The following is a 15,356-nucleotide window of genomic DNA, read 5'->3' as shown; positions in this document are numbered from 1 at the left end:
GCGTCTATCAGTTGCGGAACGGGAAGCTGAATGCAGTCAACAAGGCCTTCGCCTCGTCGTCGGTCTTCGCGGTAGTGGTAATGGAGATATCCATGCCACGCAGCGCATCGACCTGATCGAAATCGATCTCAGGGAAGATGATCTGTTCCTTGATGCCGAAGTTGTAGTTGCCACGACCGTCGAAGGCGCGTGCCGACACACCGCGGAAATCGCGGACGCGGGGCAACGAGATGTTGATCAGGCGGTCCAGGAATTCCCACATCTGCGCACGGCGCAAGGTGACCTTGCAGCCGATCGGCCAGCCGTCGCGGATCTTGAACGAGGCCACGGAAACGCGCGCCTTGGTCGTGATCGGCTTCTGGCCGGAGATCTTGGCCATGTCGGCCACGGCGTTCTCGAGCACTTTCTTGTTGCCCGCCGCTTCGCCCACGCCCATGTTCAGCGTGATCTTGGTGATGCGGGGAACCTGCATCACATTCTGGTAGCCGAACTGCTCGGTGAGCTTGGCCACTACCTGGTCTTTATAAAAACTTTCAAGGCGCGTCATGATCGTGTTCCTTACGCGTCCACGACCTCGCCAGTCGAACGGAACACGCGGACCTTGCGCCCATCTTCGAGCGTTTTGGTGCCGACGCGTTCACCCTTGTTCGTGGCGGGGTTGAACAGCTGCACATTGGAGAGATGGATCGAGGCCTCACGCTCGACGATGCCGCCGGCCTGGTTGGCCTGCGGATTCGGCTTAGTGTGGCGCTTGACCAGATTCACGTTGGAGACGAACACGCGATCGTCTGCAACACGCAGCACATCGCCGCGCTGACCCTTGTTTTTGCCGGTGATCACGAGGACCTGATCACCTTTGCGGATACGGTTCATGTCTTGACTCCGCTCAGAGCACTTCGGGAGCAAGCGAGACGATCTTCATGAACTTCTCGCTGCGCAGCTCGCGGGTAACCGGCCCGAAAATACGGGTGCCGATCGGCTCGAGCTTGTTGTTGAGGAGGACCGCTGCATTGCCGTCGAAACGGATCAGCGAACCATCGGGACGGCGCACACCCTTGGCGGTACGAACCACCACGGCGTTGTACACCTCGCCCTTCTTTACCTTGCCGCGGGGAATCGCATCCTTCACGGTGACCTTGATCACGTCACCGATCGCGGCATAACGGCGCTTGGAGCCGCCGAGCACCTTGATGCACATCAGTTCCTTCGCGCCGCTGTTGTCCGCTGCGGAAAGCGTGCTTTGCATCTGGATCATGGCTGCACCCTCCCTTAGACTTTGGCGCGCGTGATGATTTCAACCACGCGGTGATGTTTGGTCTTGGACAACGGACGGCACTCGGCGATACGCACGAGGTCACCCTCGTTCGCACCGAGGTCGTCCTGCGCATGCAGCTTGGTCGAACGGCGGATGATCTTGCCGAGCAGCCAGTGCTGAACCTGGCGCTCGATCAGCACGGTGACCGTCTTGTCCATCTTGTTGCTGGTAACGCGACCTTCGAGGGTACGCGTCTGCTTTTCTGCTTGAATCTGGTTGTCGCTCATGTCAGCCGTCCCTTACTTCTTGCCGCCGAGCACAAACTTCGTGCGGGCGATGTCACGCCGAACGCGGCGAAGCTGGTGCGGCTGAGTGAGCTGGCCGGAGCCTTTCTGCATGCGCAGATTGAACTGCTCTTTACGCAGATCCAGCAGATGCTGGTTCAGCTCTTCGGCCGACTGGTTATTGATATCTTTGGTGGCCATCACATCACCGCCCGGGTAACAAACTGTGTCTGCACCGAGAGCTTGGCGGCGGCCAGGCGGAATGCCTCGCGTGCCGTTGCCTCGTCGATGCCCTCGATTTCATAGAGCATACGGCCGGGCTGGATCGGGGCGACCCAGAACTCGACACTGCCCTTGCCCGCGCCCATTCGCACTTCGATCGGCTTCTTGGTGATCGGCTTGTCCGGGAACACGCGGATCCACAGCTTGCCGCCACGCTTCACGAAACGGGTGATGCAACGACGGGCGGCTTCGATCTGGCGCGCGGTGAGCGCACCGTGGGTCGTTGCCTTCAGGCCGTACTCGCCAAAGCTGACGAGGTTGGAACACTGCGCCAGACCGTCGTTACGGCCCTTGAACTGCTTGCGGTACTTGGTTCGCTTGGGTTGCAACATGGCAACTCTCCTTACTTCGCAGACCGCTCGCGGCGGCCGTCACCGGCCTCGCGACGCGAATCATTACGACGACCTTCGCCACCTTCGCGGCGCGGCTGCGAGGACGGCTCGTCCTTCGACTCCTGGCCCACCTGGCTCAGGTCAAAGACCTCGCCCTTGTAGACCCACACCTTGATGCCGATGATGCCGTAGGTGGTCTTCGCCTCGGCGGTGCCGTAGTCGATGTCGGCGCGCAGCGTATGCAGCGGCACGCGACCCTCGCGGCTCCACTCGGAACGGGCGATCTCGGCACCGTTCAGACGACCGGACACGTTGATCTTGATACCCAGGGCGCCGAGGCGCATCGCGTTGCCGACCGAGCGCTTCATCGCGCGACGGAACATGATGCGGCGCTCGAGCTGCTGCGCGATCGACTCGGCCACCAGCTGGGCGTCCAGCTCGGGCTTGCGCACTTCGTTGACGTTGATGTGCGTCGGGACGCCCATCATGTCGCTGACTTCCTTGCGCAGCTTCTCGATATCCTCGCCCTTCTTGCCGATCACCACGCCCGGACGGGCGGTGTGGATCGTCACGCGCGCGGTCTTGGCCGGACGCTCGATCTGGATCTTCGAGATGCCGGCGGCGGCCAGCTTCTTCTTCAGCATGTCGCGGACCTTGATGTCGGCCACGAGATACTTGGCGTAATCGCCCTTGTTGGCGAACCACTTCGAGTTCCAGTCCTTGGCAATGCCGAGGCGGATACCGGTGGGATGAACTTTATGACCCATCGTCTATATCCTCGGTCAGTTACCAACAACCACAGTGATGTGGCTGGTGCGCTTGAGAATGCGCGAACCGCGGCCTTTGGCGCGGGCGTGCATGCGTTTCATCGCCGGACCTTCATCAACGAAGATGCTGGCCACTTTCAGCTCGTCGACGTCAGCACCGAGATTGTTCTCGGCGTTGGCGACGGCCGACAGCAGCACCTTGCGAACAAGGACCGCAGCCTTCTTGTTGGTGTAGGTGAGCACGTCGCTGGCCCGGCCCACGGGAAGCCCGCGGACCAGATCAGCCACCAGGCGTGCCTTTTGCGCCGAGATGCGGGCGCCACGCAGGATCGCTTTGGCTTCAGTGCTCATCACTTACCCTTCTTGTCGCCGACATGGCCCTTGAACGTACGGGTCACCGCGAACTCGCCGAGCTTGTGCCCGACCATGTTCTCGTTGATCAGTACGGGTACGTGCTGACGGCCGTTGTGAATAGCGATGGTCAAGCCAACCATTTCCGGCAGGATCATCGAACGACGCGACCAGGTCTTGATCGGACGCTTGTTGTTGGCGGAAACCGCAGCTTCCACCTTCTTGACGAGGTGAAGGTCGACGAACGGACCTTTCTTCAGAGAGCGAGGCATGTCGGTTTCCTGTTACTTCGTACGACGACGCACGATGAACTGCTGCGTGCGCTTGTTGTTACGGGTCTTGTAGCCCTTGGCCGGCGTGCCCCACGGGCTGACCGGATGACGACCACCTGAAGTCTTGCCTTCACCACCACCGTGCGGATGGTCGACCGGGTTCATCACCACACCGCGAACGGTCGGGCGGATACCCAGCCAGCGCTTCGCGCCAGCCTTGCCGAGCTTCTTCAGGCTGTGCTCGCCGTTGCCGACTTCGCCAATGGTGGCGCGGCAGTCGACCGAGACGCGACGCATCTCGCCGGAGCGCAGACGCAACGTGGCGTAACCGGATTCGCGAGCCACCAGCTGCACCGAGGCACCGGCGCTGCGGGCGATCTGCGCACCCTTGCCCGGACGCAATTCGATGCAGTGGATCGTGCTGCCCATCGGAATGTTGCGCAGTTGCAGGCAGTTGCCGGCCTTGATCGGCGCATCACGACCCGACACCAGACGATCGTCCACCTGCACGCCCTTCGGCGCGATGATGTAGCGACGCTCGCCATCGGCGTAGCACAGCAACGCGATGTGCGCGGTGCGGTTCGGATCGTACTCGATGCGCTCGACGCGGGCGGCGATGCCTTCCTTGTCGCGCTTGAAATCGATGATGCGGTACTGCTGCTTGTGACCGCCGCCACGGTGACGCACCGTGATGCGACCATGATGATTGCGACCGCCAGTCTTGGACTGCGACTCGGTCAACGCCGCGTACGGCGCGCCCTTGTACAGGCCTTCCGTACGGACGCTTACCGCGTCACGACGGCCCGGCGAGGTCGGCTTGTGGTTGATTAATGCCATCTCACAAAACTCCTGGCTCAGGCCTTGGCGGACACGTCGATGGTCTGACCATCGGCAAGACGCACGTAGGCCTTGCGCTTGCCCTGGCGGCTGCCAGCGCGGAAACGGAAGGACTTGACCTTGCCCTTGGTGTTGACGAGGTTCACTTGCTCGACCTTGACGTCGAACAGCTTTTCCACGGCAGCGCGGACATCGGCCTTGGTTGCCGCGGGGGCAACGACGAATACGTACTGGTTGTGCTCGGCCAGACGCGCCGATTTCTCGGAGATGTGCGGCGCGCGCAGCGTATCGAGAATGCGTTCGTTGTTCATGCCAGCCACTCCTCGATCTTCTTCACCGCGTCAACCGTGACCACCACATGGTCGGAGCCGACCAGGCTGACCGGATTCAGGCCCATCACATCCAGCACATGGATATACGGAATGTTGCGCGCAGCCAGGAACACCGCCTCGTTCGCATCTTCCGACACCAGCAACACGCGACCGGACACTTCCAGCTCGGCCAGCTTGGCGACCATCGCGGAGGTCTTCGGCGTCTCGACGCCAAAACTCTCGACGACCTTCAGGCGACCCTGACGGATCAGCTCGGAAAAGATCGAGCGGATCGCGACGCGGTAAGCCTTGCGGTTGACCTTCTGCTCGTAGCTGCGCGGCTTCGCCGCGAAGGTGCGGCCACCACCGACGAAGATCGGTGCACGGTAATCACCGTGACGGGCGCCGCCGCCCTTCTGCTTCTTGAATTTCTTGGTGGTACCGGACATCTCGCCGCGCGACAGCTGCGACTGGGTGCCGGCACGGCCGCCCGCCTGGTAGGCGATGACGACCTGGTGAACCAGGGCCTTCTTGTACTCACCGCCGAACACATCGTCCGACACGTTGAGTGACTTGGCGCCAATAACATTGAGTTCCATGGCGTCTCTCCTCAGCTCTTCGTCGTCGGGCGGATGATGACGTCGCCACCGGTTGCACCCGGCACCGCACCCTTCACCGCGATCAGATGACGCTCGGCGTCGACCTTGACCACTTCCAGACCCTGCTGCGTGCGGTTGACCGCACCCATGTGGCCGGACATCTTCTTGCCCGGAAACACGCGGCCCGGGGTCTGACGCTGGCCGATGGAGCCCGGCGCGCGATGCGACAGCGAGTTACCGTGGGTGGCATCACCCATCTTGAAGTTCCAGCGCTTGATCGTGCCCTGGAAGCCCTTGCCTTTCGACACGCCGGCAACGTCGACGATCTGGCCGACGGTGAACACGTCGTCTGCCTTGATCTCGCTGCCCACGGTGTACTTGCCGAGATCGTCGGCAGACACGCGGAATTCCCACAAGCCACGACCCGGCTCAACCTTGGCCTTCGCGTAGTGACCTTTCAGCGGCTGCGTCAGCAGGTTCGCACGCTTGCTGCCCGCAGAAACCTGGACGGCGCTGTAGCCATCGTTGTCGTCCGTCTTCAACTGGGTCACGCGGTTCGGCGTCGCTTCAATCAGCGTCACCGGAATCGAGCGGCCATCTTCAGTGAAGAGTCGGCTCATGCCGCATTTGCGGCCAACCAATCCGATACTCATCTTCGTATCCTGTCTGTCGCTCAACCGAGCTTGATCTGAACGTCTACGCCAGCGGCGAGATCAAGCTTCATGAGCGCGTCCACGGTTTTGTCGTTCGGGTCGACGATGTCGAGTACACGCTTGTGCGTACGGGTTTCGTACTGGTCGCGTGCATCCTTGTCGACGTGCGGCGACGTCAGAATGGTGTAGCGCTCGATCTTAGTCGGGAGCGGAATCGGGCCGAGTACCGTTGCGCCAGTGCGCTTGGCCGTCTCGACGATCTCACTGGCCGAACGGTCGATCAAACGATGATCGAACGCCTTGAGCCGAATGCGAATCTTCTGGTTCGCCATAACCGTGTCCTGTTGTCTAAAGAACAAACTGTGAATCGGAGTGGCTTCTCACCACCCCGCACAACCCATTGAACTGCTTGTGATCTACAACAAGTCCGCCAGGCAAATGCCCGCCCGGAAGACCCAAAAACGCTGAGCAGACCGCAACTCGGCCTGCTCAGACAGAAAACATGACGCGGAAATCATTCGATCGACAGAAAACATCTTCCACGATCAAGACTTCCCGCAACATCCTTGTAGGCGAATTCGAAGCGCTTCCTGCACCTCATTTCGCGGTAAACCGGTCAATATGATGATTGCCCGGTGAGTTAACTTGGCAACTATAGCCTATCTGCAACCGCAGAACAAGCCTTGCAGGAAACCGCCCGTTGCACGGGCGGCTTCCACATTACCGCTTACTTGATGACCTTGGCCACGACACCGGCGCCGACGGTACGGCCGCCTTCGCGAATGGCGAAACGCAGGCCTTCGTCCATCGCGATCGGGTGGATCAGGCTCACCACCATCTTCACGTTGTCGCCCGGCATCACCATCTCCACGCCTTCCGGCAGCGTGCAGGCACCCGTCACGTCCGTCGTGCGGAAGTAGAACTGCGGACGGTAACCCTTGAAGAACGGCGTATGACGGCCACCCTCGTCCTTCGACAGCACATACACCTCAGCCTCGAAGTCGGTATGCGGGGTGATCGTGCCCGGCTTGGCCAGCACCTGCCCACGCTCCACGTCGTCACGCTTCAGGCCGCGCAGCAGCAGACCGGCGTTGTCGCCCGCCTGACCCTGGTCCAGCAGCTTGCGGAACATTTCCACGCCGGTGACCGTGGTCTTCTGCGTGTCGCGGATGCCGACCACTTCGATTTCGTCGCCGACCTTGATGATGCCGCGCTCGATACGACCGGTCACCACGGTGCCGCGGCCCGAGATCGAGAACACGTCTTCCACCGGCATCAGGAACGGCTTGTCGATCGTGCGCACCGGCTCCGGGATGTAGCTGTCCAGCGCATCGACCAGCTTGATGATCGACGGCACGCCGATCTCGCTCTGGTCGCCTTCCAGCGCCAGGCGGGCCGAACCGTGGATCATCGGGGTGTCGTCGCCCGGGAAGTCGTACTTGGACAGCAGCTCGCGCACTTCCATCTCGACCAGCTCGAGCAGCTCGGCGTCGTCCACCAGGTCCGCCTTGTTCAGGTACACCACGATGTACGGCACGCCCACCTGACGGCTCAGCAGGATGTGCTCGCGCGTCTGCGGCATCGGGCCGTCCGCGGCCGAGCACACCAGGATCGCGCCGTCCATCTGCGCCGCACCCGTGATCATGTTCTTCACATAGTCGGCATGGCCCGGGCAGTCCACGTGCGCGTAATGGCGCACCGGCGACTCGTATTCCACGTGGGCGGTCGAGATCGTGATGCCGCGCGCCTTCTCTTCCGGCGCCGCGTCGATCGCGCTGTAATCCTTGAACTCGCCACCAAAACGCTCCGCACCGACCTTCGTCAGCGCTGCCGTCAGCGTCGTCTTGCCGTGATCCACGTGACCAATCGTGCCGACGTTGACGTGCGGCTTGGTGCGTTCGAATTTACCCTTTGCCATGACTCTGAACCTCTAGAAAAGAACGGTATATGTTGGAAAGTCGGCCTTATCAGGCCTTCTTCATGACCTGCTCGGCGACATTGTTCGGCGCTTCGGCGTAGTGATCGAATTCCATCGTGAACGTGGCGCGACCCTGGGTCAGCGAGCGGATCGTCGTCGCGTAGCCGAACATTTCACCCAGCGGCACCATCGCATCGATGGTCTTGCCCGACGGCGTGTCGTCCTGGCCCTGAAGCAATCCACGACGGCGGCTCATGTCGCCCATCACGTCGCCGACGTAGTCTTCCGGCGTCACCACCTCGACCTTCATGATCGGCTCGAGCAGTACCGGCGAGGCCTTTGCGAAGCCCTGCTTGAATGCCATCGATGCGGCGAGCTTGAACGCCATTTCGGACGAGTCGACGTCGTGGTAGGAGCCGAACACGAGCTTCACCTTCACGCCCACGACCGGGAACCCGGCCAGCGGGCCGCTGGTGATGGTCTCGCGCAGACCCTTTTCGACCGACGGGATGAATTCCTTCGGAATCACGCCACCGGTGATGTCGTTGATGAAAAGGAAGTCGTCCTTCACGTTCGGATCCGCACGATCGGCCTCGGTCATCGGCGACAGCTCGATCACGACGTGACCGTACTGACCCTTGCCACCGGACTGCTTGGCGTGCTTGTAATCCGACTTGACGTCCGACGAACGGATCGTCTCGCGGTAAGCCACCTGCGGCTTGCCGACATTGGCCTCGACGTTGAACTCGCGGCGCATGCGATCCACCAGGATGTCCAGGTGCAGCTCGCCCATGCCCGAGATGATGGTCTGGCCCGATTCTTCGTCCGTGCGTACGCGGAACGAGGGATCTTCCGCGGCCAGACGGCCGAGGGCGATACCCATCTTTTCCTGGTCCGACTTGGTCTTCGGTTCGACCGCCATCGAGATCACCGGCTCCGGGAACGTCATGCGCTCCAGGGTGATGATGTGATCCTGCGCGCACAGCGTGTCACCGGTGGTCACGTCCTTCAGGCCGACCGCGGCGGCGATGTCGCCGGCGCGGACCTCCTTCAGTTCCTGACGCTCGTTCGCGTGCATCTGCAGGATGCGGCCGATGCGCTCTTTCTTGCTCTTGACCGGGTTGTAGACGGCGTCGCCGGAATTCAGCGTGCCCGAGTAGACGCGGAAGAACGTCAGCGAACCGACGAACGGATCGGTCATGATCTTGAACGCGAGCGCGGAGAACGGCGCCGCGTCGTCGGCCTTGCGCGTGGCTTCGTTGTCGTCTTCGTCGATACCCGCGACCGGCGGGCGATCGGACGGCGACGGCAGCAACTGCACCACCGCGTCGAGCATCGCCTGAACGCCCTTGTTCTTGAATGCCGTACCGCAGAAGGTCGGAATGACTTCGTTGGCAAGCGTACGCAGGCGGAGACCGGCGATGATCTCGGCCTCGCTGAGGTCACCCTCTTCGAGGTACTTGTTCATCAAGTCTTCGGTGGCTTCGGCGGCGGACTCCACCATGAAGGCATGCGCTTCGGCAGCCTTGTCGGCCAGGTCCGCCGGAATATCCCGGTATTCGAACTTCATGCCCTGGGACTCCATGTCCCAGATGATCGCCTTCATCTTGAGCAGATCGACCACGCCCTCGAAGCCTTCCTCGGCACCGATCGGCACCTGCATCGGCACCGGATGCGCGCCGAGGCGCGCCTTCAGCTGGGCGACGACCTTGTCGAAGTTGGCGCCGGTGCGATCCATCTTGTTGACGAAGGCCAGACGCGGCACCTTGTACTTGTTGGCCTGACGCCACACCGTCTCGGATTGCGGCTGCACGCCACCGACCGCACACAACACGAACACCGCACCATCGAGCACGCGCAGCGAACGCTCGACTTCGATCGTGAAGTCGACGTGTCCCGGGGTGTCGATGATGTTGAAGCGATGCTGCTCCATCGAGCCGTCCATGCCTTTCCAGAACGCCGTCGTTGCCGCCGACGTAATGGTGATGCCGCGCTCCTGCTCCTGCTCCATCCAGTCCATCGTGGCCGCGCCGTCGTGCACCTCGCCAATCTTGTGACTGACACCGGTGTAGAACAGGATGCGCTCCGTGGTCGTGGTCTTGCCGGCATCGATGTGGGCCATGATGCCGAAGTTGCGGTAGCGCTCGATAGGAGTGGTGCGTGCCACGTGGATAACCTCTAAAAAGTTTGTTGCTCGCAACGAGGGGAATCTGAGATTCAAACCGCCCGTTGCGGACGATGCTTACCAGCGATAGTGCGAGAAGGCCTTGTTGGCTTCTGCCATGCGATGCGTCTCTTCGCGCTTCTTCGCAGCACCGCCGCGGCTTTCCGAAGCCTCAAGCAACTCGGCAGCCAGCTTGCGCGGCATCGAGGTCTCGCCACGCTTGCGGGCGGCATCGATGACCCAGCGCATCGCCAGCGCCATGCGGCGACCCGGACGCACTTCGACCGGCACCTGGTAGGTGGCGCCACCGACACGGCGCGACTTCACCTCGACCGCCGGAGCGATGTTGTTGAGCGCCTTTTCGACCAGAGCCACCGGCTCGGCATTCTTTTCACCGATGTGCTGCAATGCACCGTAGACGATGCTCTCGGCGACGGATTTCTTGCCGCTCTTCATCACCATGTTGATGAAACGGGCAATCAGCTGGCTGCCATGCTTGGGATCGGGCAGAACCAGACGGGCGGGATGTGAACCTTTACGCGACATGTTTCGAGTCCTTTACTTCTTCGGGCGCTTGGCGCCGTACTTCGAGCGCGATTGACGACGCTTGGTGACGCCAGCGCAGTCGAGGCTGCCGCGCACCGTGTGGTAACGCACACCGGGCAGATCCTTGACGCGACCGCCGCGGATCAGCACCACCGAGTGCTCCTGCAGGTTGTGGCCTTCACCACCGATGTAGCTGATGATCTCGTAGCCGTTGGTCAGGCGCACCTTGGCAACCTTGCGCAACGCCGAGTTCGGCTTCTTCGGGGTGGTCGTGTATACGCGCGTGCAGACACCGCGACGCTGCGGACTGCTCTGCAAGGCCGGCGACGCACTCTTGTACGTCTTCGGGCTGCGGGATTTGCGCACCAATTGGTTGACTGTCGTCATGCGAAGCTGTTCCTGAAAACATAAAGGCAGCCCGAATAAGCTCGGTCTGCCAAGAAGCGGGAATTTAACATGAGCAGCCTGCCATAGGCAAGCTGACGCTCTGCCGTCCTGGGCCCGAACACGAGGTGCGTCCATGCACCTCATTTCGTATGTCAGCGAGTGAAGCCTTGAACAGGCTTACTCGACACCGTTATCACTACCGGCCGACGCCTCGGCAAACGAGACTGCGGGCGCGGCGCTGGAAAGAGTCTCCAGCTCCGAGGCGGTCAAACCACCCTGGCGACGACGCGATGCGTGGTACGCCAAACCCGTGCCTGCCGGAATTAGACGGCCGACAATAACATTTTCCTTCAGGCCACGCAAGCCATCGCGCGTGCCACGAACCGCCGCTTCGGTGAGGACGCGGGTGGTTTCCTGGAACGAAGCCGCCGAGATGAACGACTCGGTGGCCAGCGACGCCTTGGTGATGCCCAGCAGCACCGACTGGTACTCCGCCGGACGCTCGCCCTTGGCCACCGCACGATCGTTCTCGCGGTTGATCCGCACGCGCTCGACCTGCTCACCACGCAGGTAGTGACTTTCGCCCGGCTCGACGATCTCGACCTTGCGCAGCATCTGGCGAATGATCGACTCGATGTGCTTGTCGTTGATCTTCACGCCCTGCAGGCGGTAGACGTCCTGAATTTCCTTGACCAGGTACGAAGCCAGCGGCTCAACGCCCAGCAGGCGCAGGATGTCATGCGGACTCGGCTCGCCGTCGACGACGGTTTCGCCCTTCTCCACGTGCTCGCCTTCGAACACGATGACCTGACGCCACTTCGGAATCAGCTCCTCGTGCTCGTTGCCGTCGACGTCCTTGATGATCAGACGCTGCTTGCCCTTGGTGTCCTTGCCGAAGCTGATGATGCCGGAGCGCTCGGCAAGGATCGCCGGCTCCTTCGGCTTGCGCGCCTCGAACAGGTCGGCCACGCGCGGCAAACCGCCGGTGATGTCGCGGGTCTTCGAGGTTTCCTGCGGGATACGGGCCACCACGTCGCCCACGCCCACTTCGGCGCCATTCTGGATCGACACGATCGCACCGGCCGGCAGGAAGTACTGCGCGGCGATGTCGGTACCCGGCAGCTTGAGCTCGCGCCCCTTGCTGTCCTCCAGGCGCACGATCGGGCGCAGGTCCTTCGCCTGCGTACCGCGACGCTTCGGATCGGTGACCACCGCCGACTCCAGGCCGGTCAGTTCGTCGGTCTGGCTCTGCACGGTGACGCCATCGAGGAAGTCGATGAAGCGCACCACGCCGGCCACTTCGGTGACGATCGGATGGGTATGCGGATCCCAGCTGGCGACGGTCTGACCCGGCTTGACCGGCGCACCGTCCTTGACCGAGATGTTGGCGCCGTACGGCACCTTGTAGCGCTCGCGCTCGCGACCGTTGGTATCGATCACGCTGACTTCGCCCGAACGCGACACCGCCACCAGATGGCCTTGCTTGTGCTGCACCGACTTCAGGTTGTTGAACTTCAGCGAACCGGTGGTCTTCACCGTCACGTTGTCCACGGCCGCCGCACGCGAAGCCGCACCGCCGATGTGGAACGTACGCATGGTCAGCTGGGTACCCGGCTCACCGATCGACTGCGCGGCGACCACGCCCACGGCCTCGCCCATGTTGACCAGGTGGCCGCGGGCCAGATCGCGGCCGTAGCAGAGCTTGCACACGCCGTGTTCGGCGACGCAGGTGATCGGCGAACGCACCTTGAGTATCTGCACGCCGGCCTTGTCGAGCTTCTCGACCAGGGCCTCGTTGAGCAACGTATCGCGGGTGACGATCGGCTGGTCGTCGTCGCCAGGGGCATAGACGTCCTCGACCACCACGCGGCCCAGCACGCGCTCGCGCAACGGCTCGACCACATCGCCGCCTTCGACGATCGGCTGCATGATCACGCCTTCCTCGGTACCGCAGTCGTCCATGGTGATGACCACGTCCTGCGCCACGTCGACCAGGCGGCGGGTCAGGTAACCCGAGTTCGCGGTCTTCAACGCCGTATCCGCCAGGCCCTTACGAGCACCGTGGGTGGAGTTGAAGTACTGCAGCACGTTCAGGCCTTCGCGGAAGTTGGCCTTGATGGGCGTCTCGATGATCGAGCCGTCCGGACGTGCCATCAGGCCGCGCATGCCGGCCAGCTGACGAATCTGCGCCACGGAACCACGGGCGCCGGAGTCGGCCATGATGTACAGCGAGTTCATCGACTTCTGGTTGACCATCTTGCCGTCGGCATCCATCACCTTCTCGGTGCCGATGCCGTCGATCATGGCTTTCGCCACCAGCTCGCTGGTACGCGACCAGATGTCGACCACCTTGTTGTAGCGTTCGCCGGCAGTGACCAGGCCCGACTGGTATTGCTGCTGGATCTCGACGACTTCCTTCTCGGCTTCCTCGAGGATGGGCTTCTTCTCGGCCGGAATCAGCATGTCGTCGATACCGATCGAGATGCCGGCACGCGTGGCGAAACGGTAACCGGTGTACATCAGCTTGTCGGCGAAGATCACCGTTTCCTTCAAGCCCAGCAAACGGTAGCTGGAGTTGATCAGGCGCGAGATCGCCTTCTTGGTCAGCTCGGTGTTGGCCAGCTCGAACGGCAGGCCTTCCGGCAGGATTTCCGCCAGCAGGGCGCGGCCGACCGTGGTGTCGACGATCTTGGTCTCGTGCGTGCGGGTGCCGTCCTCGGCCACGTGCACCAGCTTCAGGCGCACCTTGACCTTGGCATGCAGTTCGACCGCACGATTGTCGTAGGCACGACGCGCTTCGGCGATGCCGGAGAACACCATGCCGGAACCCTTGACGTTGATCAGCTCGCGGGTCATGTAATACAGGCCCAGCACCACGTCCTGGGTCGGCACGATGATCGGCTCGCCGTTGGCCGGGCTGAGGATGTTGTTGGAAGACATCATCAGCGTGCGCGCTTCCAGCTGCGCCTCGATCGACAGCGGCACGTGGACGGCCATCTGATCGCCGTCGAAGTCGGCGTTGAACGCCGTACAGACGAGCGGATGCAGCTGGATCGCCTTGCCTTCGATCAGCTTCGGCTCGAACGCCTGGATGCCGAGACGATGCAGGGTCGGGGCACGGTTCAGCAGCACCGGATGCTCGCGGATCACCTCTTCGAGGATGTCCCACACCTGGCCTTCCTCGCGCTCGACCAGCTTCTTCGCCGCCTTGATGGTGGTGGCTTCGCCACGCGCCTGCAGCTTGGCGAAGATGAACGGCTTGAACAGCTCCAGCGCCATCTTCTTCGGCAGACCGCACTGGTGCAGGCGCAGGGTCGGACCGACCACGATCACCGAACGACCGGAGTAATCCACGCGCTTGCCGAGCAGGTTCTGGCGGAAGCGGCCCTGCTTGCCCTTGATCATGTCGGCGAGCGACTTCAGCGCGCGCTTGTTGGTGCCGGTGATGGCACGACCACGACGACCGTTGTCGAGCAGCGCATCGACCGATTCCTGCAGCATGCGCTTCTCGTTGCGCACGATGATGTCGGGCGCATTGAGCTCGAGCAGACGCTTCAGGCGGTTGTTGCGGTTGATCACGCGCCGGTACAGATCGTTCAGGTCGGAGGTGGCGAAACGGCCACCATCCAGCGGCACCAGCGGACGCAGGTCCGGCGGCAGCACGGGAAGAACGGTCAGCACCATCCACTCCGGCTTGTTGCCGGATTCCAGGAACGCCTCGATCAGCTTGACGCGCTTGGTGAGGCGCTTGAGCTTGGTCTCGGAGTTGGTCGAGGTGATCTCCTCCTTCAGGCGGATCACTTCGCCCGGCAGGTCGAGCGACTTCAGCAGCTCGTAGACGGCCTCGGCGCCCATGCGGGCATCGAACTCGTCACCGTGCTCTTCGGTCGCTTCCAGGTACTGGTCCTCGCTGAGCAGCTGCCCGCGCTCGAGCGCGGTCATGCCTGGATCGATCACCACGAAGGCTTCGAAGTACAGGATGCGCTCGATGTCACGCAGGGTCATGTCCAGCATCAGGCCGATGCGCGAGGGCAGCGACTTGAGGAACCAGATATGCGCGGTCGGGCTGGCCAGCTCGATGTGGCCCATGCGCTCGCGACGCACCTTGGCCAGCGTCACTTCCGTGCCGCACTTCTCGCAGACCACCCCGCGATGCTTCATGCGCTTGTACTTGCCGCACAGGCACTCGTAGTCCTTCACCGGTCCAAAGATCGCGGCGCAGAACAGCCCGTCACGCTCCGGCTTGAAGGTGCGGTAGTTGATGGTTTCCGGCTTCTTCACTTCGCCGTACGACCACGAGCGGATCAGCTCCGGCGAGGCCAGCGCGATCTTGATCGCGTCGAAATCCGGCGTCGCGCGCTGCTGATTGAACAGGTTGAGCAGATCTTTCATTGCTTA

General features: G+C 62.2%; 19 protein-coding genes. All 19 read right to left on the bottom strand.

Annotation, left to right across the window (positions count from 1 at the left end; genetic code table 11):
* Window positions 1–7 precede the first annotated feature (7 nt).
* The 19 genes from rplE to rpoC all read right to left on the bottom strand — a co-directional run bounded on the left by rplE (window position 8) and on the right by rpoC (window position 15,350).
* On the bottom strand, window positions 8–550 hold the full coding sequence (gene rplE / locus B0E46_RS15235; RefSeq protein ID WP_174567097.1) for a 50S ribosomal protein L5: 543 nt from the start codon (window positions 548–550) through the stop codon (window positions 8–10).
* A gap of 8 nt (window positions 551–558) precedes the next feature.
* Complete coding sequence (gene rplX / locus B0E46_RS15230) at window positions 559–873, bottom strand: 50S ribosomal protein L24 (protein WP_056386827.1); 315 nt, start codon at window positions 871–873, stop codon at window positions 559–561.
* A gap of 13 nt (window positions 874–886) precedes the next feature.
* The gene (rplN, locus tag B0E46_RS15225; protein WP_007513359.1) at window positions 887–1,255 is read right to left on the bottom strand and encodes a 50S ribosomal protein L14; all 369 of its coding nucleotides are present in this window, start codon (window positions 1,253–1,255) and stop codon (window positions 887–889) included.
* Window positions 1,256–1,269: 14 nt separating this feature from the next.
* Window positions 1,270–1,542: a 30S ribosomal protein S17 gene (rpsQ, locus tag B0E46_RS15220; RefSeq protein WP_077556595.1), complete on the bottom strand. Its 273-nt coding sequence runs from the start codon at window positions 1,540–1,542 to the stop codon at window positions 1,270–1,272.
* A gap of 12 nt (window positions 1,543–1,554) precedes the next feature.
* Window positions 1,555–1,740 carry a 50S ribosomal protein L29 gene (gene rpmC, locus B0E46_RS15215; protein ID WP_077445199.1) on the bottom strand — a complete coding sequence of 62 codons (186 nt, stop codon included), beginning with the start codon at window positions 1,738–1,740 and terminating at the stop codon, window positions 1,555–1,557.
* The gene (gene rplP / locus B0E46_RS15210; RefSeq protein WP_077516235.1) at window positions 1,740–2,153 is read right to left on the bottom strand and encodes a 50S ribosomal protein L16; all 414 of its coding nucleotides are present in this window, start codon (window positions 2,151–2,153) and stop codon (window positions 1,740–1,742) included. Before rplP ends, rpmC begins: the two co-directional genes overlap by 1 nt.
* Before the next feature lie 11 nt (window positions 2,154–2,164).
* The gene (gene rpsC / locus B0E46_RS15205) at window positions 2,165–2,920 is read right to left on the bottom strand and encodes a 30S ribosomal protein S3 (RefSeq protein WP_077442338.1); all 756 of its coding nucleotides are present in this window, start codon (window positions 2,918–2,920) and stop codon (window positions 2,165–2,167) included.
* A 15-nt stretch (window positions 2,921–2,935) separates the two neighbouring features.
* On the bottom strand, window positions 2,936–3,271 hold the full coding sequence (gene rplV / locus B0E46_RS15200; RefSeq protein WP_077445201.1) for a 50S ribosomal protein L22: 336 nt from the start codon (window positions 3,269–3,271) through the stop codon (window positions 2,936–2,938).
* Window positions 3,271–3,543, bottom strand: coding sequence for a 30S ribosomal protein S19 (rpsS, locus tag B0E46_RS15195; protein ID WP_007082178.1), 273 nt, complete (start codon window positions 3,541–3,543; stop codon window positions 3,271–3,273). Before rpsS ends, rplV begins: the two co-directional genes overlap by 1 nt.
* A gap of 12 nt (window positions 3,544–3,555) precedes the next feature.
* Entirely contained in the window at window positions 3,556–4,380 is an 825-nt protein-coding gene (rplB, locus tag B0E46_RS15190; protein WP_077556594.1) for a 50S ribosomal protein L2, read from the bottom strand.
* A 17-nt stretch (window positions 4,381–4,397) separates the two neighbouring features.
* A complete protein-coding gene (gene rplW, locus B0E46_RS15185; protein ID WP_007082176.1) occupies window positions 4,398–4,691 on the bottom strand; it encodes a 50S ribosomal protein L23 in 294 nt (97 codons plus the stop codon).
* The gene (rplD, locus tag B0E46_RS15180; RefSeq protein ID WP_077556593.1) at window positions 4,688–5,290 is read right to left on the bottom strand and encodes a 50S ribosomal protein L4; all 603 of its coding nucleotides are present in this window, start codon (window positions 5,288–5,290) and stop codon (window positions 4,688–4,690) included. Before rplD ends, rplW begins: the two co-directional genes overlap by 4 nt.
* Window positions 5,291–5,301: 11 nt before the next feature.
* The gene (rplC, locus tag B0E46_RS15175; protein ID WP_077442333.1) at window positions 5,302–5,943 is read right to left on the bottom strand and encodes a 50S ribosomal protein L3; all 642 of its coding nucleotides are present in this window, start codon (window positions 5,941–5,943) and stop codon (window positions 5,302–5,304) included.
* A 20-nt stretch (window positions 5,944–5,963) separates the two neighbouring features.
* Window positions 5,964–6,275, bottom strand: a complete 312-nt coding sequence (gene rpsJ, locus B0E46_RS15170; protein ID WP_008209947.1) for a 30S ribosomal protein S10 — start codon at window positions 6,273–6,275, stop codon at window positions 5,964–5,966.
* 395 nt (window positions 6,276–6,670) lie between these two features.
* Window positions 6,671–7,861, bottom strand: a complete 1,191-nt coding sequence (tuf, locus tag B0E46_RS15165; RefSeq protein ID WP_077556586.1) for an elongation factor Tu — start codon at window positions 7,859–7,861, stop codon at window positions 6,671–6,673.
* 49 nt (window positions 7,862–7,910) lie between these two features.
* A complete protein-coding gene (gene fusA, locus B0E46_RS15160; RefSeq protein ID WP_077556592.1) occupies window positions 7,911–10,028 on the bottom strand; it encodes an elongation factor G in 2,118 nt (705 codons plus the stop codon).
* A 75-nt stretch (window positions 10,029–10,103) separates the two neighbouring features.
* Window positions 10,104–10,571 (bottom strand): 30S ribosomal protein S7, encoded by a 468-nt coding sequence (rpsG, locus tag B0E46_RS15155; protein WP_007514548.1) that lies wholly within the window; start codon window positions 10,569–10,571, stop codon window positions 10,104–10,106.
* Window positions 10,572–10,583: 12 nt separating this feature from the next.
* Entirely contained in the window at window positions 10,584–10,958 is a 375-nt protein-coding gene (rpsL, locus tag B0E46_RS15150; RefSeq protein ID WP_077442331.1) for a 30S ribosomal protein S12, read from the bottom strand.
* Between the two features lie 177 nt (window positions 10,959–11,135).
* Window positions 11,136–15,350 carry a DNA-directed RNA polymerase subunit beta' gene (rpoC, locus tag B0E46_RS15145; RefSeq protein WP_077556591.1) on the bottom strand — a complete coding sequence of 1,405 codons (4,215 nt, stop codon included), beginning with the start codon at window positions 15,348–15,350 and terminating at the stop codon, window positions 11,136–11,138.
* Window positions 15,351–15,356: the final 6 nt, after the last annotated feature.

Origin of the sequence: Rhodanobacter sp. B04, assembly GCF_002001125.1 — a bacterium.
In the GTDB taxonomy this organism is placed as follows: domain Bacteria; phylum Pseudomonadota; class Gammaproteobacteria; order Xanthomonadales; family Rhodanobacteraceae; genus Rhodanobacter.
This window is presented reverse-complemented; position numbering and strand designations above follow the sequence as displayed.